General features: G+C 67.5%; 15 protein-coding genes and 1 tRNA gene. 5 read left to right on the plus strand and 11 right to left on the minus strand.

Annotation, left to right across the window (positions count from 1 at the left end):
* Positions 1-18: 18 nt before the first annotated feature.
* On the minus strand, positions 19-939 hold the full coding sequence (gene cysK, locus FHS97_RS00430) for a cysteine synthase A (protein ID WP_184032353.1): 921 nt from the start codon (positions 937-939) through the stop codon (positions 19-21).
* Positions 936-2291, minus strand: a complete 1356-nt coding sequence (locus FHS97_RS00435; protein WP_184032354.1) for an MFS transporter — start codon at positions 2289-2291, stop codon at positions 936-938. Before FHS97_RS00435 ends, cysK begins: the two co-directional genes overlap by 4 nt.
* A gap of 113 nt (positions 2292-2404) precedes the next feature.
* On the opposite strand from FHS97_RS00435, the gene pdhA reads away from it, so the two are divergent.
* Together pdhA and FHS97_RS00445 are read left to right on the plus strand one after the other, a co-directional pair.
* Positions 2405-3460: a pyruvate dehydrogenase (acetyl-transferring) E1 component subunit alpha gene (gene pdhA, locus FHS97_RS00440; RefSeq protein ID WP_184032355.1), complete on the plus strand. Its 1056-nt coding sequence runs from the start codon at positions 2405-2407 to the stop codon at positions 3458-3460.
* 1 nt (position 3461) lies between these two features.
* Complete coding sequence (locus tag FHS97_RS00445) at positions 3462-4892, plus strand: pyruvate dehydrogenase complex E1 component subunit beta (protein ID WP_184032356.1); 1431 nt, start codon at positions 3462-3464, stop codon at positions 4890-4892.
* 27 nt (positions 4893-4919) lie between these two features.
* On the opposite strand, the gene FHS97_RS00450 is transcribed toward FHS97_RS00445, so the two are convergent.
* The 3 genes from FHS97_RS00450 to FHS97_RS00460 are packed head-to-tail and all read right to left on the minus strand — an operon-like array spanning position 4920 to position 7881.
* Positions 4920-5594, minus strand: coding sequence for a TadE/TadG family type IV pilus assembly protein (locus FHS97_RS00450; protein WP_184032357.1), 675 nt, complete (start codon positions 5592-5594; stop codon positions 4920-4922).
* Complete coding sequence (locus FHS97_RS00455) at positions 5591-6199, minus strand: TadE/TadG family type IV pilus assembly protein (RefSeq protein ID WP_184032359.1); 609 nt, start codon at positions 6197-6199, stop codon at positions 5591-5593. Before FHS97_RS00455 ends, FHS97_RS00450 begins: the two co-directional genes overlap by 4 nt.
* Positions 6196-7881, minus strand: a complete 1686-nt coding sequence (locus FHS97_RS00460) for a pilus assembly protein TadG-related protein (protein ID WP_184032361.1) — start codon at positions 7879-7881, stop codon at positions 6196-6198. Before FHS97_RS00460 ends, FHS97_RS00455 begins: the two co-directional genes overlap by 4 nt.
* Before the next feature lie 126 nt (positions 7882-8007).
* On the opposite strand from FHS97_RS00460, the gene FHS97_RS00465 reads away from it, so the two are divergent.
* Both FHS97_RS00465 and FHS97_RS00470 read left to right on the plus strand, forming a co-directional pair.
* The gene (locus FHS97_RS00465) at positions 8008-8631 is read left to right on the plus strand and encodes a squalene/phytoene synthase family protein (RefSeq protein ID WP_246346353.1); all 624 of its coding nucleotides are present in this window, start codon (positions 8008-8010) and stop codon (positions 8629-8631) included.
* A 66-nt stretch (positions 8632-8697) separates the two neighbouring features.
* A complete protein-coding gene (locus FHS97_RS00470) occupies positions 8698-9165 on the plus strand; it encodes an EF-hand domain-containing protein (protein ID WP_184032366.1) in 468 nt (155 codons plus the stop codon).
* A gap of 12 nt (positions 9166-9177) precedes the next feature.
* Here the strand turns inward: FHS97_RS00470 and FHS97_RS00475 are convergent, their stop codons facing one another.
* The 3 genes from FHS97_RS00475 to putA all read right to left on the minus strand — a co-directional run bounded on the left by FHS97_RS00475 (position 9178) and on the right by putA (position 15845).
* A complete protein-coding gene (locus FHS97_RS00475) occupies positions 9178-10668 on the minus strand; it encodes an HWE histidine kinase domain-containing protein (protein ID WP_184032367.1) in 1491 nt (496 codons plus the stop codon).
* A 63-nt stretch (positions 10669-10731) separates the two neighbouring features.
* Positions 10732-12141: a Na+/H+ antiporter NhaA gene (gene nhaA / locus FHS97_RS00480; protein WP_184032368.1), complete on the minus strand. Its 1410-nt coding sequence runs from the start codon at positions 12139-12141 to the stop codon at positions 10732-10734.
* A gap of 86 nt (positions 12142-12227) precedes the next feature.
* Positions 12228-15845 (minus strand): trifunctional transcriptional regulator/proline dehydrogenase/L-glutamate gamma-semialdehyde dehydrogenase, encoded by a 3618-nt coding sequence (gene putA, locus FHS97_RS00485; protein ID WP_184032369.1) that lies wholly within the window; start codon positions 15843-15845, stop codon positions 12228-12230.
* A 103-nt stretch (positions 15846-15948) separates the two neighbouring features.
* Between putA and FHS97_RS00490 the strand changes: the two genes are divergently transcribed.
* Entirely contained in the window at positions 15949-16434 is a 486-nt protein-coding gene (locus tag FHS97_RS00490; RefSeq protein ID WP_184032370.1) for an Lrp/AsnC family transcriptional regulator, read from the plus strand.
* Between the two features lie 220 nt (positions 16435-16654).
* Here FHS97_RS00490 and FHS97_RS00495 read toward each other — a convergent pair whose 3' ends face one another.
* From FHS97_RS00495 to FHS97_RS00505, 3 genes are all read right to left on the minus strand, one after another.
* On the minus strand, positions 16655-17515 hold the full coding sequence (locus FHS97_RS00495; protein WP_184032371.1) for an SGNH/GDSL hydrolase family protein: 861 nt from the start codon (positions 17513-17515) through the stop codon (positions 16655-16657).
* Positions 17516-17571: 56 nt separating this feature from the next.
* The gene (locus FHS97_RS00500) at positions 17572-20001 is read right to left on the minus strand and encodes a TonB-dependent receptor plug domain-containing protein (protein ID WP_184032372.1); all 2430 of its coding nucleotides are present in this window, start codon (positions 19999-20001) and stop codon (positions 17572-17574) included.
* A 133-nt stretch (positions 20002-20134) separates the two neighbouring features.
* Positions 20135-20224: transfer RNA gene (locus FHS97_RS00505), tRNA-Ser, on the minus strand.
* Between the last annotated feature and the right edge of the window lie 99 nt (positions 20225-20323).

Raw genomic sequence — 20323 nt, forward strand, 5'->3', positions numbered from 1 at the left:
CAGCTCAGCTCGGACAGGTCAATTCTCCGGCAGGAAGTCCGGCACCGACAGGTAACGCTCGCCGGTGTCGTAGTTGAAGCCGAGCACCCGCACGTCGTCGGGCAGGTCGGGCAACTTCTGGAGGATCGCCGCCAGCGTGGCGCCCGACGAGATCCCGACCAGCAGCCCTTCCTCGCGCGCCGAACGCCGCGCCATATCCTTGGCGACCGCGGCATCGACCTCAATCACTCCGTCGAGCGCCTGCGTATGCAAGTTGGCGGGGATGAACCCTGCGCCGATACCCTGGATCGGATGCGGCCCGGCCTGTCCCCCGCCGATCACCGGCGAAGCCTGCGGCTCGACCGCGAACACCTTCAGGTTCGGCCATTCCTTCTTCAGCACCTCGGCGACGCCGGTGATGTGCCCGCCGGTGCCGACCCCGGTGATGATGACGTCGATCGGCGAGTCGCGGAAGTCGTTGAGGATCTCCTGCGCGGTGGTGCGGACGTGAACGTCGATATTCGCCGGGTTCTCGAATTGCTGCGGCATCCACGCGCCGGGCGTCTGCTCGACCAGCTCCAGCGCGCGCTCGATCGCGCCCTTCATGCCCTTCTCGCGCGGCGTCAGGTCGAACTGCGCGCCATAGGCCAGCATCAGCCGGCGACGCTCGAGGCTCATGCTCTCCGGCATGACGAGGACGAGCTTGTAGCCCTTCACCGCCGCAACCATTGCGAGCCCGATGCCGGTGTTGCCGCTGGTCGGCTCGATGATCGTGCCGCCTGGCTGGAGCGCGCCGGACGCCTCCGCCGCCTCGATCATCGCCAGCGCGATGCGGTCCTTGATCGAGCCGCCGGGGTTCGCCCGCTCGGACTTGATCCACACTTCCGAGCCGGGGAAGAGCTTCTGGATGCGGATGTGCGGCGTATTGCCGATCGTCGCGAGTACGTTCTGGGCCTTCATGGCTGCGCTACTCCATGTTGTGGTTCGATATCGAGCATGTCGGGCGGATCAAAGGTCCGCGCGCGGCGGAGTTCCGGGAAAAGCCGCGACCACAGCAAGGTCACCGCGATCGCGCCGACCCCGCCGAACACCACCGCGCCGACCGGGCCGAGCAACGAGGCGAGCAACCCGCTCTCCGCCTCGCCCAGTTCGTTCGACGCCGAGATGGTAAGCTGCGACACCGCGCTGACCCGTCCGCGCATCGCATCGGGGGTGTGGAGCTGGATCAACGAGGTACGGACATAGACCGAGACCATGTCCGCGCCGCCTGCGACGATCAGCGCCACGAGGCTGATGACGAAATCGACGCGGATGGCGCCGTCCGCACCGATGCGGGTGACGCCCAGCGCCTCGGTGACCTGCGTCGCCACGCCGAAGGTGAGGATCGCCAGCCCGAAGACGATCACCGCCGTCAGCATCTTGACGCCGACGTTCGACTTCATCGGCCGGAACGAGAACCAGATCGCCGTCGTCGCCGCACCGATTCCCATGCCCGCCGCAAGGAAGCCGAGCCCGCTCGCACCGACGTGCAGGATGTCGCGGGCGTAGATCGGCAGCAACGCGGTCGCGCCGGCCAGCAGCACCGCAAAGAGATCCAGCGTAATCGCCGCCAGGACAAGTCGGTTACGCCGTACATAGGAGAAGCCGTCGAGGATGCGCTGGATCGGCCGGCGGTCCTTCTGCGCGCGCGGTTGCGGCACCTTGCCGATCAGGAGCATCGTCGCCAGCGCCAGCCCCAGCAGCGCCGAGATCACCCCGTACGCGACGTCGGGATGGATCGCATAGAGCAGGCCGCCGATGCTGGGGCCCGCCACCGTCCCGAATTGCCACGCGATCGACGAGATCGCGATCGCGGTCGGCAGGCTTTCCTTCGGCACGAGGTTGGGAGCGAGCGCGGCATAGGCCGGGCCGGAGAAGGCGCGCGCGATCCCGATCAGCACCGCGGCCGAAAAAAGCGCCGGCAACGAAAGATTACCCGACCAGGTCAGCAGCCCGAGCGTGGCGGCGTTGAGCACCAGCAACGCGGTCGTCCCGCGCACGATCCAGCGCCGGTCGACGCTGTCGGCGACCAGCCCGACAACCGGGGTCAGCAGGAACAGGGGCACGAACTGCACCAGACCGATCATGCCGAGCATGAACGCGGCGCCGCGGATGTCCATCGTCTCGCGCGCGATCCCATAGACCTGCCAGCCGATGATGATCGCCTGCGCGCTGACCGCGATCGTGCCCGCGAAACGGGAGAGCCAATAGGCCCGGAAATTGGCGATCCGCAGCGGATGCAGCGGGGCAGACGAAGGGACCGGCGCGCTCATTGCCGCCCGCGTAGACCGCCCCCCAATCCCTTGCAAGCCGGTGGGGTTTGCAGTCTGCACCGTGCCGTGGCTATAGGCCGCTACGTCTTCCAAGAAACGAGGTAGTGTCCATCGTGGCAAAAGCCCCCGCACGCAGCGAAGCACCGGCTGCCGACCCGCAGAAAACGAATCGCGAGCGTCCCGCCGAGCCGCGCCCCTATGAAGCAAGCAAGGACGAACTCCTCAAATTCTACGAGGACATGCTGCTGATCCGCCGCTTCGAGGAGAAGGCCGGGCAGTTGTATGGCCTCGGGCTGATCGGTGGTTTTTGCCACCTGTACATCGGGCAGGAAGCCGTGGCGGTCGGGCTCCAGTCGGCGCTGACCGAGAAGGATTCGGTGATCACCGGCTATCGCGACCACGGCCATATGCTGTTGTGCGGGATCCCGCCCAAGGACGTGATGGCGGAGCTGACCGGGCGTCAGGCCGGCATCTCGAAGGGCAAGGGCGGCTCGATGCACATGTTCAGCGTCGAGCATAAGTTCTACGGCGGTCATGGCATCGTCGGCGCGCAGGTGTCGCTCGGCGCGGGCCTCGCGTTCAGCCACAAGTACAACAACGACGGTGGCGTATGCCTCGCCTATTTCGGTGACGGCGCGGCCAATCAGGGTCAGGTGTACGAGAGCTTCAACATGGCCGAGCTATGGAAGCTCCCGATCATCTTCGTGATCGAGAACAACCAGTATGCGATGGGCACCAGCGTGAACCGCGCCTCGGCGGAGGACCAGCTGTATCGCCGCGGCGAGAGCTTCCGCATCCCCGGCATTCAGGTCGACGGCATGGACGTGCTGGCGTCGCGCGGTGCCGCGGAGGAGGCGCTGGCGTGGGTGCGTGCGGGCAAGGGGCCGATCATCCTCGAGATGAAGACCTATCGCTATCGCGGTCACTCGATGTCCGATCCGGCCAAGTACCGCTCGCGCGACGAAGTGCAGGCGGTTCGCGACAAGTCCGACCCGATCGAGCACGTCAAGAAGCTGCTGACAGAGGGCCACGGGGTCAAGGAAGAGGACTTCAAGGCCGTCGAGCAGCGCATCCGCAAGCAGGTCGCCGAGTCGGCCGATTTCGCCGAAAGCACGCCGGAGCCGGATCCGGCCGAATTGTATACCGATATTCTGGTGGAGAAGTATTGAGATGGCGATCGACATCAAGATGCCGGCGCTGTCGCCCACCATGGAGGAGGGCACGCTCGCCAAGTGGCTCGTCAAGGAAGGCGACACGGTGAAGTCAGGCGACATCATGGCCGAGATCGAGACCGACAAGGCGACGATGGAGTTCGAGGCGGTCGATGAAGGCACCGTGGCGAAAATCCTCGTTGCCGAGGGCACCGATGGCGTGAAGGTCGGTACGGTCATCATGCAGCTCGCCGGTGAGGGCGAGGAAGTCGGTGCGGACACCGGCGCGGCGACCAAGGACGATTCGCCGAAGGCCGATGCGCAGGCCGATGAGAAGAAGCCCGACACCGTCGAGGATTCGGCGCATCCCGCGCAGGAAAAGGTCGACACCGGCGCGCGCCAGTTGTTCGAGGCGGCGAGCCACAAGGCCGAGGTGTCCGATCCCGCGATCCCGGCGGGCACCGAGATGGTCAAGGTCACCGTCCGCGAAGCGCTGCGCGACGCGATGGCCGAAGAAATGCGCGCCGACGAGCGCGTGTTCGTGATGGGCGAAGAAGTCGCGCAATATCAGGGTGCCTATAAGGTTACCCAGGGCCTGCTCGACGAGTTCGGCGACAAGCGCGTCATCGACACGCCGATCACCGAATATGGCTTTGCCGGCGTCGGCACGGGCGCGGCGATGGGCGGGCTGAAGCCGATCGTCGAGTTCATGACCTTCAACTTCGCGATGCAGGCGATCGACCACATCATCAACTCGGCCGCCAAGACCAATTACATGTCGGGCGGACAGATGCGTTGTCCGATCGTGTTCCGTGGTCCGAACGGCGCGGCGAGCCGCGTCGGCGCGCAGCACTCGCAGAATTACGGTCCGTGGTACGCCTCGGTGCCGGGACTTATCGTGATCGCGCCGTATGACGCGGCCGATGCCAAGGGTCTGCTGAAGGCCGCGATCCGCAGCCAGGATCCGGTCGTGTTTCTCGAGAACGAACTGCTGTACGGCCGCTCGTTCGAGATCCCCAAGCTCGACGACTGGGTGCTGCCGATCGGCAAGGCCCGCATCATGCGTGAGGGCAAGGACGTGACGATCGTCAGCTATTCGATCGGCGTCGGGCTCGCGCTCGAAGCCGCCGAGACGCTGGCGGGTGAGGGGATCGAGGCGGAGGTCGTCGACCTGCGCACGCTGCGCCCGCTCGACAAGCAGACGGTGCTCACGTCGCTCGCCAAGACCAACCGGCTGGTGGTGGTCGAGGAAGGCTGGCCGACCTGCTCGATCGCCTCGGAAATCGCCGCGATCGCGATGGAGGAAGGGTTCGACGACCTCGACGCGCCGGTGCTGCGCGTGACCAACGAGGACGTGCCGCTGCCCTATGCCGCCAATCTCGAAAAGCTCGCGCTGATCTCGACCGACAAGATCGTCAAGACGGTCAAGAAGGTCTGCTACCGCGGCTGACCCGCCGTCGCACCACTCCGCTGCCGTTCAGGTGGCGGAGAGGTGCGCGGCATCGCACAGCCGGCGCTGCGCATCGGTCATGTTCGTGGTGTTGGTCAGCGTCTGTGACGACCGGTCCCGCACCGTGAACGACTGAAGCGACGTCAGTTCGCGCGCCGGCATGAAGCCGGTGCCGACGATCGGCCGGTACGTGTAACGGAGCTCGGCGAAGATCAGCGCCGAATTGTCGACCGGCTTCACCTTGTTGGCCGACGGTCCCATCCCGGAGGCCAGCGTGGCGTCGGTCGCGCCCGCCCCCTCGAGGCCATAAGACGAGCTCACGTTCTTCGCGCCGAAACAACGTTGCCACGTGATCTTGTAGCCGGTCTGCGTGCCGGTCTGGCCATTGCTTTCGAGCGTCGAGACGATCACGCGTCCCTGCTGCCCGAAGCCAATCCCGCGGCCGGCGAAGGCCACCCCGGTCATTACCTCGTCAACCTGTGCCTCGTCGATGCTGCCGCGGTAACGGGCGACATTGTCCGAAACCATCATTGCAAGCTGGTTCAGCCGCAGCGTCACCACCGCCAGATTGGCCAGCTCGATCCCGACCATCGCGATCGGCACCAGAAACACCAGCGACAGCGCGAACTCGATCATCGCCACGCCCGAACGATCGCGGCCGAGCCGCTGCCGGAGGCCGGCCGCTGGTCGCACCCCGCTCACGAGCAGCGCACCCGGATCTGCTGATCGCCATACGGCTGATTGCGGATCAGCGTGCGGGCGTCGACGATCGTGAACGCGCCGAGCCCGATCGCCTGCGCCAGCGGGAACAGCCGCGGCACCTTCACCAGCACATCGTAATAGATGACGTCGTCGGCGCTGCCCATGTCGTCACCCCCGCCGAACGTCGCGTCGTAGCGGCCGTTGTTGTTGCGGTCTTCGTAGCAGTCGGTCGAATTATACTGACCGACCGGCGCGGTATCTGCGACGATCCGTTCGCCTTTGCCGACCGACGCGAAATTGGTGTAGCTGAGCGGCGTCACCGTCACTGCGGCGGGATCGTCGCGGCTGCCCCTGGGCAGGATGGTGCGGACTTCGGAGCGAATCACCGCCGCGACCTGATCCTTGGTGACGCTGCCGACCGTCGCCTTGCGCGCCGCGCGCTCCATCGCGCCGTTGGTCAGCGCGCTGAGATAGACCTGATAGCCGAGGTCGAGCGCCCCCATGATCAGCGTCAGGAACGGGAGCGCCACCAGCCCGAATTCGACCAGCGTCGCGCCGTCCTTCGCGCCCCGCAGCGCGCGTAGAGACCGTCGTCGCCGGGTCATGACGACAACCGCAGCCCGCCGATCGTCTGCGCGATCTTGGCGAAGGACCGGCGCAGCGCCGTCGTGTCGGTCGCGATCGACCAGTGATCCGGATCGGTGGCGCATTCCTTGAGTTCCTGCGACAGCCCTTCGGTCCCGAAGCCGACGATCCAGATGATGAAGCCGCGCTTCTTCATCTCGTTGCAGACGATCTGTGTGCGCCGCAGATGGCTTTGATAGACATCGTCGTCGCTGGCGGTCGCCGGAGCCACCGCATTGTCCGCCTGTACTTTGTCCATCAGATTGTTGATGCCCCATGCATCGGCCAGATAGGACGTTGGCTGCAGCTTGCCGTCGGTCATGAAGACGATGTGGCGTGACACCTGGAAGCCGCCCGGCGCGACCGCGTCCGAATTCGTGGCGCTGAAAATGCCGGTCGGCGAAAGGAAGCGCGCCCCCCACATCAGCCCGAGATCATGGTAGGTCTGTCCTCCGGCGTCCAGCGTGTCTACGTACGCGTTGAACGCCGTGGAGGTCTTCGTCGTGCTGTTATAATCCGACGTATATTGTGCAAGCGCGCTCGCCGCCTGCGGGCAGACCGCGCCGCGGTAGAGCCGCCACGATCTGGTGGTGCGATCGTAATAGGTCATCTTCGTTGCCAATGCTTCGGACAGCGCCGGCTTCCAGCGCGTCGCCTTGCTGTTCGGCTTCAGATCGATCTGCAGGTCGTACGCGGTCGCCGGCGCATCCAGAGACGAGGATGCGCCGATGGTCTGCAACGTACTTGCCTCCCGGATGCAGCCATCCCACGCGAACGACGAAGGGGCGCCGTCGTTTTGCCCGGTCGGATTGCCGGTCCAATAGGCAGGATTGGCGACGCGGTTGGTCGACCTTACCCATTGGCTAACGTCCAGCGTGAAGACGGTCGGCGACCAGTCGACGTAATCGCAGCCATAGTCGCAGGACCGCCGGACGTATTCGCCGCTGCGCGACGGATATTTCACGTATTCGGTGCCGCTCCCTCCCGCAATGTAGGCGGGACTCAAGCCGTAGACGATCCGCCCGACGTTGACGTTCGACGAGTAAGGCATGAAGCCGTAGCGGATCCGCCCGGGGCCGCTCGCGGGTCCCGGTCCGAGCGCGGCATAGAAATCCTTCACCGCCTGCTTGAGACCGTAGATGCGGCTTTGCGTCTCGTCGTTCGTGATCTGGCCACTCGGCGTGAGGTCCATCGACCCGGTCACGTCGAGCACGAACATGACGTCGGTGTTCGGGATGTTCAACTCGGCCTGGCAGGTCGTGCTCACCGGGATCGCGCCGAAGCCGAAGATGCGCATCAGCGTCGTCGGCATCGACAGCGACGCGCGGCCGACCACCACGCCGTTCGCGCCCTTGTCATAGACCGCGTTGATCTGCTCGGCCGAATAGGTCCCCGTCGGAAAGTTGAAGCGGAAGAATTCGGTCGCCTTCGCCTTTTCGGCATCGGTCAGCCGCGTGACGTTCGACATCGCCTTGCGTCCGGCGAGCGCACCGGCGTCACATGCCTGTTGCAGCCGGGTGTAGGCCATGTAGGTACGGCTGGTGTCGATCGCACCGCCGATCATCGCCAGCAGCGGGATGACCGCAAAAGCCGCCATGATCGCCACGTTGCCGGCGACGTTGCGGAACAGACGGGGCAGGGTACGCGACAGGGAAAGCGGCACGCGCAATTTCTCTTTACATTACAAACCGCAAGGCAGTGCTCTCATGGAGAGGGAATGGGTAAGGGCGGCTAAACTTTAATGGTTAATCAGCAATTTACCTCGACGGATGCCGACCCGGAACGCGCATTGGCGTTGACCTATGCCGCACCCGCGCACCGCCCGGCGCTCGCCGCATTGTGGCGGTTGGATGACCGGCTGGCAGGCATACTGCGGACCACTCGCGAGCCGATGATCGGGCAGATGCGGCTGACCTGGTGGCATGGGGCGCTATCGGCGCTCGATGACTCCGCGCCGCCTGCCGAGCCGTTGCTGGAGGAACTCGCGCGCGTGGTCGTGCCCCGGGTTCCGGGTCGCCGCCTTGCCGACCTCGTCGAAGGCTGGGAAGCATTGCTCGAACCGACGCTCGACGCGGCGGCGATGCATGCGCATGCCACCCAGCGAGGCAGCGGCCTGTTCGCCGCCATGGCGACGGTCGTCGGCGTCGATGATCCGGCGATCCCGGCCGCGGGCGCCGGCTGGGCGCTGGCCGATCTGGCGACGCACCTCGACGCCCGCGACAAGGCCGATCGCGCACGCGCGCTGGCGCAGGAAGCGTTCGCGGGCACGGCGGCGTTCCGCTGGCCGACACCCGCACGTGCCATCGGCGCCATCGCGCAGACCGTCCGTCTCGATCTGCGGACCGATCGTCGGCCGCATGGTCACCCGGCGCGCGCCGCTCGCTTGTTGTGGCTTCGGGTCAGCGGGCGCTGACCGCCATCTTGCACACGCTGCGCCGCGCGCTAGCGTGCCGGCGATCGCAGCGGGGAGCATGGGGGCATGTGGCGGTATCTGGTCGGCGGGGCAGCGGCCATGGCGCTGGTCGGGGCGGGGTGGCTGATCTTCGACGGCGCTGCGCATCCTGACGCGTCACCGATCACGGCCGCGTCGGCACGCCCCGCAGCGGGGAGCGCGCCGGCCGATCCACCCGCCGCGGCGCTGCCCGAAGCGCCGGCGCGAAGCCGCGAGCAGAAACGGTTCGACCGCTACGACAGGGACCGCAACGGGCGGATCACGCAGGAGGAATATTTCATCCCGCGCCGCAAGGCCTTTGCCAGGCTCGACACCAACGGCGACGGCCGGCTGACGTTCGAGGAATGGGCGATCAAGACCACGACACGCTTCACCGAGGCGGATCGCGATCACTCCGGCACGATGGATGCCGCAGAATTCGCCACCACCGCGCCGAAGCGCAAGGCGCCGCGTCCCGCCTGCCGGTGCGAGGAACCCGCGAAGCAGGACGACTGACGCGCCTGCGACTCAGACCGGCGCTTCGATCTCGAATCGCGCGCCCTCGGGCGGATAGGACATGGCGGCGGCGCCGCTGACGTGGCCGGACAGCACCCGCTCGATCATCCGTGTGCCGAACCCGATACGCGTCGGCGCGACGACCGGCGGACCGTCACGCTCGATCCACGAAAAGCGGAACCGTCGCTCGGCGGCGCTGCCCGCGAGCGCCCAGCGGATCTGCACCGAGCCTTCTGGCACGGACAGGGCACCATATTTGATCGCGTTCGTCGCCAGCTCGTGCAGCGCCATCGACAAGGCCAGCGTGATATCCGGCGAGAGCCGGATCGAGGGACCCTCGATCGAAAAGCGGCTGCCACCGGTATCGATGAAGGGCGCCAGCACCCGCTCGACGATTTCGTTGATTGCCGCGCCCTCGACCTCGTCACGGACCAGCAGCTCGTGCGCGGTGCCGAGGCTGGCGATGCGTCCGGCGACCGCCCGGCGGCCGTCCGCGAGCGAGCTGGCATCGCGCAACGTCTGGCTCACCACCGCGCCGACCGTCGCCAGCGTGTTCTTGACCCGGTGCGTCAACTCGCGGGCGAGCACCGCACGATGCTCCTCGGCGAACTTGCGCTCCGATATGTCCGAGGAAAAGCCCGACAGCACCAGCGGCGTCCCGTCCGCGCGGCGTTGCAGCGCACCCTGAACATGAAGCCACCGCTGTTCGCCCGCCGGCGTCATCACACGATATTCGATGTCATAGGGTGTGCCACGGTCGAGCGTGTCGGCCAGCGCCGCCTGGACACGCTGATAATCCTCCGGATGAAGACTCCGCTCGAAGTCCTTGAAGTTAAATGGCTCGCCCGGCGCCCGGCCGAAGTTGGCGAGACAGGCGTCCGAGACCGTCACATCGAGATCGGGCAGCGCGACCGACCAGGTGCCGAGCGCACCCGCCTTCAACGCCATCGCCAGCCGCGCCTCGCGCTCCGCCAGCGCCGCCTCGCGCCGCGCCACCTCGGCGGTCAGCGCGTCGCGATCGTCCTGTAACTGGCGAAGGCGATGACGCTCGATCGTCACGTCAAGCTGGGTGGCGACGAAATAGCGCAGCGCGCCATCCGCATCGAAGACCGGCGCGACCATCAACCGGTTCCAGAACGGCGTCCCGTCGCGACGATGGTTGAGCAGGTCGATGTCGATGCGCTCGCGCCTCGCGATCGCGTCGCGCAGCCGCTGGATGTCGGCATCCTCGGTCAGCGGCCCCTGCATGAAGCGGCAATTGCGGCCGATCACCTCGACCGCGGGGAAGCCGGTCAGTGCCTCGAACGCCTGATTGACGAACACCAGCGGGTGGTCGGGCAGGCGGGGATCACTAACCACCATCGGCGTGGTCGAATGCGTCACCGCGGCAAGGAACGGATCGCTGGGGTCGAGCCCGCGTGCGAACGCCGCCACTGCCGCGCTGATCTCGGGCGATGGGCAGAAAGGCGCAACGGGCGTGGGGGCGAGCGGGGAACGATCCAAGATGCTTGCAACCTAGATCAGGAAGGAGGACGAGACAATGTCCTGCCGCCACGACGATACGTTTTATTCCGTGACGGGCGGCGGCGCGGTGCGCTCCTCGCGCGTAGCCGCACTCCATAACATTATATAACCGAACAGGCCGGACACCAGGGAGGCGGTCAGGATCGCGAGCGCGGCGATTTCGGTCCCGGCGCTGCCGACGAAAGCAAGTTCGGCGATGAAGAGCGAGATCGTGAAGCCGATTCCGGCCACGCCGCCGATCCCGACGATCATGCGCCAGGTCACACCGTCAGGCAGTCTGGCGACGCCGGTCGCCGCCGCTGCGCGGGTCGCGACAAAGAAGCCGACCGGCTTGCCGATCACCAGCCCGGCGACGATCCCCAGCGCCAACGGCGCATGCAGCGCCTCGCCGATCAGCTCGGGCGAGAAGTGGATGCGCACGTTCGACAGCGCGAACAGCGGCAGGATCAGATAGGATACCCATGGCGTCAGGATGCGGACCAGCCGCTCGGCCGGCTCGTCGGTCGCCGCCGCCATTTCGTGGATATAGCCGAGCTGGCTCTGCGCTTCCTCGCGCCCGCGCTCGGCGGTCGCCTCGTCGTCGGCGGTGGTCGCCACCCGCTGCGCGCGACGCAGGCGATCCACCGGGCGCTGCACACGGTCGGCGAACCGTTGTTCGGACAGACGCGAGCTGGTCGGCAGCAGCAACCCGATCGCCACCCCGGCGATCGTCGGATGCACGCCCGACCCGAGCACGCCGATCCATACCGCGGCGCCGAGCAGCACATAGGCGACCGATGCGACCCAGCCGAGCCGCAACAACAGCAGGATGCCGACATAGCCGGCCGCCGCCAGCAGCAGATAGGAGACCTGCAGCGTGTCGGTGTAGGCGAAGGCAATCACCAGCAGGCCGAAGACGTCGTCGATCGCGGCGAAGGCGAGCAGCACCGCGCGCACCGCCGCCGGCAACCGTGTCGTGAACATCGCGACGATCGCGAGGCTGAAGGCGGTGTCCATCGCGGCGACCACGCCCCAGCCATGCTGCGTGGCGGTGCCGTAGTTGAACGCCAGATAGATTCCGATCGGCACGACCAGCCCGCCGATCGCCCCGGCGACCGGCAGCACCGCCGTCTGCACCGTCGACAGCGACCCCTTGCTGAACTCGCGCTTCACCTCGGTGCCGATGATGAGGAAGAACAACGGCATCAGCGCGTCGTTGACCCATTCGGCGAGCGGCAGCGCGATGATCTCGCCACCATAGCTCAGCCGCAGATCGGTGTCCCAGATCCGCTCGTACCAGCCGCTCCAGGGTGAGTTGACCAGCACGAGCGCGATCAGCGACGCGATCAGCAACGGACCGCCCGAAACCTCGGCGATCGCGAAAAACGGCGCGGCGCGCTTGAGCAGGCGTGCCGCGCCGGAATGGTGCGCCCGGGCGGCAACCTGCCCGGAGAGGCGCGGGGTGAGCGCCATCAAGTCCCTCGATCATGTGTCGGGACTATACGGCCCACCGCCGCGGCCGTTCCGGGCTGGCGCAGCGCGCTTTACCTACATCAACGTCAATTCAGGCTCATCAGGCTGGCGTTGCCGCCCGCCGCGGTGGTGTTGATCGAGGTCGAGACTTCCTCGACCAGCCAGTCGAGCCGATACCCCGCGCTCGCCACCTGCGGCAGGACGATCGGGCCGGGCAGCGCCGCGAGCGTGGCGAGCGCCGCGCCGACCTTTTCGTGATCGCCCTCGATCAGCGCCCCGGCGTACGCCGGCTCCCGCCGCCAGTCCTCGCAAACCCGCACCCGCGCTGCCGCCGTGTCGGGCAGCAGCGACAGCGCCTCGCGCACCGCCGCGGCGTCGCCGACCACGACGTCATTGCCGGCGGCGAGCGCGACCCCCAGTTGCTCGAACAGCCCGGCGCGGGTCGTCGGCAGCGCCAGCACCCGGCCGCGCGGATGCAGCGCATAAAGATTGCGCTCGCCGACCGGCCCGGCCAGCTCGATCTCCGCGCCCAGCATCGAGGCGGCGATCGCGTCTCGGACCCGCGCCGCCGCCGCCGGCTCGCCGCGCTCCTCCAGCCGCATCGCCAGGTCGCGCGCCGCCGGATCGGCATGGTCGCAGACCACCGGCGGCGGCAGCGCCGCCCCGGCGACCAGCCGCCCGAGGTACAATGGCCCGCCCGCCTTGGGTCCGGTTCCCGACAGCCCGCGCCCGCCGAACGGCTGGACCCCGACCACCGCGCCGATCACGTTGCGGTTGATGTACAGATTGCCGGCCTTCACGCGGCTGGTGACGTGCGCGATCGTTTCGTCGAGCCGGGTATGCAGTCCGAAGGTCAGTCCGTAGCCGGTGGCGTTGATCCGGTCGATCAACCGGTCGAGTTCGGCGCGGCGGAAGCGCACGACGTGCAGCACCGGGCCGAACACCTCACGCTCCAGCTCGGCGATGTCGTTCAGCTCGACGATCGTCGGCGGGACGAAGGTGCCGTTCGCAGTATCGCCCGACAGCGCGACCTGCTCGACGCGGAGCCCGCGCGCGCGCATCGTCGCGATATGCGTGTCGACCGTCGCCTGGGCCTCGGCGCTGATGACCGGGCCGATATCGACCGCCAGCCGGTCGGTGCGCCCGATCGACAATTCGTGCAGCGCGCCGCGGATCATCGTCAGCGTGCGATCGGCAATTTCCTCCTGAAGGCACAGGATCCGCAGCGCCGAGCAACGTTGCCCGGCGCTGTCGAAGGCGGAGGCGATCACATCCGCCACCACCTGTTCGGCGAGCGCCGAGGAATCGACGATCATCGCATTCTGCCCGCCGGTTTCCGCGATGAACGGGATCGGCGCGCCGTCGGGCAGCAGCCGCTGGGCCAGCTCGCGCTGGATCAGCCGCGCGACCTCGGTCGAGCCGGTGAACATCACCCCCATCGTCTCGGGCGCCGCCACCAGCGCCGCGCCGATCGCGCCGTCGCCGGGCACCAGCTGCAACACCGCGCGCGGCACCCCCGCCTCATGGAGGATCGCCACGCCCTGTGCCGCGATCAGCGGCGTCTCTTCCGCGGGCTTGGCGAGCACCGCATTGCCCGCGACCAGCGCGGCGGCGACCTGCCCGGTGAAGATCGCGAGCGGGAAGTTCCACGGGCTGATACACGTCACCACGCCGAGCGGGCGATGCCCTGCACCGAGCGTCGAACGCGCCTGTTCGGCATAATAGCGCAGGAAGTCGATCGCCTCGCGCACCTCGGCGATGGCGTTGGGCAGCGACTTGCCCGCCTCGCGGACGATCAGCGCGAGCAGTTGCGGCATCCGCGCCTGCATCGCGTCGGCGGCACGGTCGAGGACTGCCGCCCGCTCGGCCGGCACGCGCGCCGCCCAGTCTGCCGCCGCGGCGGTCGTGTCGCGTGCCGCGGCCTGCGCCTGCGCGACCGACATCTCGCGCACCGTGCCGACCTGCTCGCGGTGATCCCCGGGGTTGAGAACCGGCCGCTCCGAACCGACGGTGCCCGCCTGCCACGGCCCTTCCGCCGCCAGCGTCCCGCTCAACGATGCCAATACCGTCTCGTCGCTCAGGTCGAGCCCGGCAGAGTTGAGCCGCATCCCGTACAGCTCGCGCGGCAAGGCGATCTGCGGGTTCTTCTGCCCCGGTGACGCCATCCGCCGCACCGTCTCGACCGGATCGGCGACCAGGTCGGCGATCGCCACATCGGGATCGGCGATCCGGTTGACGAACGACGAATTGGCACCGTTCTCGAGCAGTCGCCGGACGAGATAGGCGAGCAAGGTCTCGTGGGTGCCGACCGGCGCGTAGATCCGACACGGACGGTTGAGCTTCGCCGCGCCGACCACCTCGTCATACAAGGGCTCGCCCATGCCGTGCAGGCACTGGAACTCATAGTCGCCGACCGTGAAGTCCGGCCCGGCGAGATGATAGATCGCGCTCAGCGTCTGCGCATTGTGCGTCGCGAACTGCGGGAACACCGCGTCGCGCGCCGCCAGCAGCTTCCGCGCGCAGGCGGTATAGGCGACATCGGTATGGACCTTGCGCGTATAGACCGGGAAGTCGGCGAGGCCGTCGACCTGCGCGCGCTTGATCTCGGCGTCCCAATAGGCGCCCTTGACCAGCCGGACCATGATCCGCCGTCCGGCACGCCGCGCGAGGTCGACGATCCAGTCGATCACGAACGGGCAGCGCTTGCCATAGGCCTGCACCACGAAGCCGAGGCCGTCCCAGCCGGCGAGATCGCGATCGGTCGCGAGGCTTTCGAGCAAGTCGAGCGACAATTCGAGCCGATCGGCTTCCTCTGCGTCGATGTTCAGCCCGATGTCATGGTGCTTGGCGAGCAGCGCCAGCGCCTTCACGCGCGGCAGCAATTCGGCCATCACCCGCTCCGCCTGCGCGCGGACGTAGCGCGGGTGAAGCGCCGACAGCTTGATCGAGATCCCCGGCCCTTCGTAGATCCCGCGCCCGGCCGACGCCGCGCCGATCGCCTTCACCGCTTCCTCATAGTCGCGGTAATAGCGGTTGGCATCCGCCGCGGTGGTCGCCGCCTCGCCGAGCATGTCATAGCTGTAGCGGAAGCCGCGCGCCTCCAGCGGCCGCGCGCGCCTCAGCGCCTCGCCGATCGTCTCGCCGGTGACGAACTGCTCGCCCATCATCCGCATCGCCATATCGACCCCGCGGCGGATCACCGGCTCGCCCGCGCGCGCGATCAGCCGGGTCAGCGCAGCGCTCAGCCCGCTGTCGTTGACGCTGCCGGTCAGCTTGCCGGTCACGACCAGCCCCCAGCTTGCGGCGTTGACGAACAGCGAGCGACCGTCGCCGACATGCGCCCGCCAGTCGCCGCCCGCGATCTTGTCGCGGATCAGCGCATCGCGCGTCGCGGTGTCGGGGATGCGCAGCAACGCCTCGGCCAGGCACATCAGTGCCACGCCCTCCTGGCTCGACAAGGCATATTCCTGCACCAGCCCCTCGACGCCGGTGCCCTTGTGCTTGGCGCGCAGCGCACTGACCAACGCGGTGGCGGTCGCCGCCGTGGCCTCGGCCAGATCGCCCGGCAAGCTCGCGGCGTCGAGCAGCGGCGCGAGGCACTCGGGCTCGCTGCGGCGGTAGGCAGCGGTGATCGCGTGCCGCAACGCGCTCTGCGCGCGAACCGGCGGGGCGAAATCGGCGAACGGGGGCAAAGCGGCGCGCATCGCGGAACATCCTCTCGTGATGCCCGCTCCATAGTGGAAGATGCTCTGGCAATCCGACCGAATATGACGCATCGATGTGCCGAACGAAGCTATTTGGGCGGTCATGACAGAGCGAACGGACCAGAAAGCGCTCGCATCCGCGCCGATCGACGCGTTCGACCGGCGCATCATCGATGCGCTGCGCGCCGAGGGGCGGTTGTCCGTCACCGAACTCGCCCGGCGGGTCGGTCTGTCGAAGACCCCGTGTCAGGTACGGCTACGGCGGCTGATCGAGGGCGGCTACATCCGCGGCTTTCGCGCGATCGTCGACCCGGCGCGGCTCGGGCTCGACCACGTCGCCTTCACCGAGGTCAAACTGTCCGACACCCGCGAGACTGCGCTCGAGGAGTTCCGCCGCGCGGTACTGCGCATCCCCGAGGTCGAGGAATGCCACATGATCGCGAGCAGCTTCGATTATCTGCTCAAGGTGCGCACCGCCGACATCCGCCGCTATCGCGAGGTGCTCGGCGAGCGCATCTCCTCGCTCCCGCATGTCGCCAGCACCTCGACCTTCGTCGCCATGGAGACGATCCGCGACGCCGGGGTGTAGGGGCGGGGGCTCACCCCTTCAGCGCGAACAGGCACAGGCCGGCGCTGGCGAGCGCGACCAAGGTCAGGAAGATCGTGAAGGCAAGCACCTTCGTCCGTCGGCGCGGACGTCGGTGGCGACGATAGTGGTTTTCGATGACGCAACCTCGAACATCGTTCGTTCTCTCCGCGTTATGGAGGGAACGATCTTGCTCCGCGATGAAGCCGCGCGCCCCGTGGCCCTATCGGCCGCAGCCACCGTTGGTCGCAATCGCCTCATGGGCAGATAGCTGGAGCGCGACCGTCTCGGCCTCCGAGAAACCGAGCTCGCCCGCCGCCGCCTCGCGCCCGCCCAACGTCCGGGGGTCGACCCCGGTCACCCGCGCGAAGACGACCAGCGCCTCCAGATAATAGCCGAAGCTGCTCGCGTGATAATGATCGTAGGACCATAGCGGCACGCGGGTATAGTCGATCCCGTCGTATGGATTGGCGTCCGCGACACCGCTGCGGATCGCGCAGGTGAACGCCTGACCGACCGGCGCGACATCGGCCTTCGCACGCCGCGCCGCGCTGTCGATGCCACGGCGCAGGTCGTTGGCCATCGCCTCCACCGGCGCGCCCGACCAGCGCTTGCCCGGCAGGAACACGAGATCGGGGCGCGTCCAGGTGGCGGTAAGGGTGATCGCGACCTGCGGATTGCGCGCACGCAGCAGGTCGGCGATGCGCCTGGCATCGGCGATCGTCGCCGCGGGATCGCCCGGCCGAACGGGGTCGAGCGTGCTATATTCCTGCAGGACGACATGATCCCAGCGGCGATCGAGCAGCGCCCGCCGCTCGGCCAGATGCCAGCCCAGCGTCTTTCCCCCGGAAGTTTCGAGCGAGACCTGCCAGTCGAGCCCGGCCTGTTCGGCGAAGCGCTTGAACAGGCCGGGCACACCGCCGATCCGCTCATTGTTCAGATCGGTGACGCGGTCGGCGTTCAGCACCCGCACCGGCGTGTTGGCGCCGAACGTGAAGCTGTTGCCGACGAAGAGGATCGTCTCCGCCCCGGCGCTGCCGGTGAAGGGCAGCAGGGCGGCGACGGCAAGAAGAAGATTTCGCATGGCGCTCCGCATAGCGCCGCCGCCGCGATCCGTGAACCACGACGGCGCGCACCGGCTTACCAGGTCAGGTTGAGTCGCCCGTAGATCTGCCGGCCATTGAACCCGAACGGCGAGTAATAGGGAAAGGCGGTCACGCCATTGTTGTTGAGCGCGGCCGGCGTGGTGTTCGGGTAGATGTCGAAGAGATTCTCTGCCCCCAGCGCCAGCGTGACATTGTCGTTGAAGCGATACCGCCCTTCCAGATCGATGATCGTGTTGCGACCGGTATAGACATCGTTCGCGACCACCGTACCGGGTTGCAGCACATCGCCATAATGGACCGCACGAAGCGTCGCGCCCAGCGCCTCGCCGCGCCAGTCGACCGCGCCGACGATCTTGGTGCGCGGCGTGCCCTGTTCGATCGTCAGGATGCGGTTGCGCCCGAACAGGCTCGGCGCCGGGTTCAGCGCCGCGGTCGAGGTCGGGATGCGATCGACCGAAATGTCGTTCAGGTTGGCCGCCGCGCTCAGGTTGAAGCTGCCGAGGCGCTCGGTGCGCAGCGTATAGGCCGCGACGATGTCGAGTCCCTTCGTCGTGGTCTGGACGCCATTGATGAAGAAGCGCGCCGCCTGCACCCGGAACGGGGCGAGCAGATTGCCGACCTGCGTGCTTGCCGACGCCTGGATGTTCTCCGACAGCGCGATCTGGTCGCGAATGCGGATGTGATAGCCATCCACCGTCAGGCTGAAGCCGCCAAAGCGCACCACCGTTCCGGCCGAATAGTTGCGTGACTTCTCCGGATCGAGCGGCAAGGCGCCGAGCGCACGCGCGATGTCGCTCGACACCGGATAAAGCCCGGTTTCCTGAAGGACGTTGCCGTTCACCAGCGATTGCGTCGACGTATAATATTGCTGCTGGAGCGACGGGGCGCGGAAACCGGTCGACACCGATCCGCGGAACGCCAGCCATGGCGTGACGTCATAGCGCGCCGAGAGTTTGGCGGTCGCGGTTTCGCCGAAATCCGAATAGCTCTCGCCCCGCGCGGCGGCACCGAACGTCAATTTGTCCCAAAGCCGCGCCTCGACATCGAGGTAGAGGCTGCCGTTGCTGCGATGGACGTCGACCTCGTTGTCGGGCTGGAACCCGACAAAGCCCTGCGCGCCAGAGCCCAGCGTGCTCAGTGCCCCCGCCGCGCGATTGTAGCTCTCCGGCTGTCCGGCCCCGATCGCAAAGCCTTCGCGACGATATTCGCCGCCCGCCGCGATGTTGATGACTGCCGCGCCCAGCGTATATTCGCGCGCCAGATCGAGCCCGGCGGTCAGCTGATCGTAGCGTAGCTGGCCGCTGTCGAAATCGCGCGGCGAGGCGCTGCCGTAGGTGGCGTTCCCCGAGTTGCGCGTCTCGAAGTCGATCGTGTTGCGGCCATAGCTCACGGTCAGGTCGGTGTTCCACCCGCCCAGATCGCCGCGCACCCCCACGGTGGCGTTGTAATCCTTCGAGCGCGAGCCGATCAGCGGCAGGAACCCGTCCGGGTACAGGCCGATCAGCGCGTCGGCATTCAGGTTGCTGGCATTGGCGACGCGCGGGAAGGCGCCGCTCTTGCTGTCACGCTGCTGGAAGCCGCCATTGGCATAAGCGGTCCAGTTGCCGTCGCCGAGCGGCGCCGCGGCATTGACGTAGACCGTACCCTGTTCGACCTCCGGATCGCCGAACCGTGCGCGGATCCGCGGCGTCGTCAGCCCACGCGGATCGAGGTCGGCGCGGTTGGTCGGCTGGCGCGTCACATATTCGCCCGACAGCGTCAGGAACCCCTCGCTGCCGATTGCGAAACCCTTCCACCCGCTGAACGTCGCGATCTCGCCGTCGCGTACCGAGCGCGACGTCCGTGCCGCATCATAGTTCGTCGCATAGGTGCCGAAGGTGACGTTCGCGCCGCCGCCCTCGCGCGCCTCGCGCAGCCGCAGGTTGATGACGCCCGCGATCGCGTCAGACCCGTATTGCGCCGACGCGCCCTCGCGCAGCACCTCGACGCGGTCCAGCGCGACGGTCGGGATCGTGTTGAGATCGACCGCTGCCGACCCGCGCCCGATCGAGCCGTTGATGTTGAGCAGCGCCGAGGTGTGCGCCCGCGTGCCGTTGATGAGCACCAAAGTCTGATCCGGCGACAGCCCGCGCAGCGTCGCGGGGCGGATCGCATCGGTGCCGTCGACCGCCGCCTGCCGCGGAAAGTCGACCGAAGGTGCAATCGTCGACAGCGCATCGGCCAGTTCGGTCGTGCCCTGCGCGCGCAACGCGTCGCCCGTCAGCACGTCGACCGGCGAGACGGTGTCGAGCCGGCTCCGCCCAGGCGCGCGTGTTCCGGTCACGACCACTTCATTGTCGGCCGGTGCGGCGGCGGGCTCGGCGTCGGTCGACGGGGCGGGGGCGGTTTGCGCGGCGACCGGCATGGTCAGCGCCGGCAGCAACAGCGCAGCGCCCGCCAGCAGCGCGGCTCGGGTGGTGCTCATGCGTATTCCCCTTCTTGTCTTTGGGCGATAGTAGATCGCGCCATTCTCTACGTCCCTGATGGTGATTAGGCGTCCAAGGCTTGCTTGCGCACGCCTAAGCGCGGCTTGGCCGGGGAGGGATGAGCGCTGGGGATGGCGGAAGAGGTGGGATTCGAACCCACGGAGAGCTTGCACCCTCGCTGGTTTTCAAGACCAGTGCCTTAAACCGCTCGGCCACTCTTCCAGACGCGCGGTGCGCGTGCCTATGGCAGCAAGGCTCGGGCGTGTTCAAGCCCCTGACCGATGCTGCGGTCATCCGTGCCGCCCGCGCGACGATTTGCGG

It is taken from the genome of Sphingomonas endophytica (assembly GCF_014199415.1).
GTDB classification, from domain to species: Bacteria; Pseudomonadota; Alphaproteobacteria; order Sphingomonadales; family Sphingomonadaceae; genus Sphingomonas; species Sphingomonas endophytica.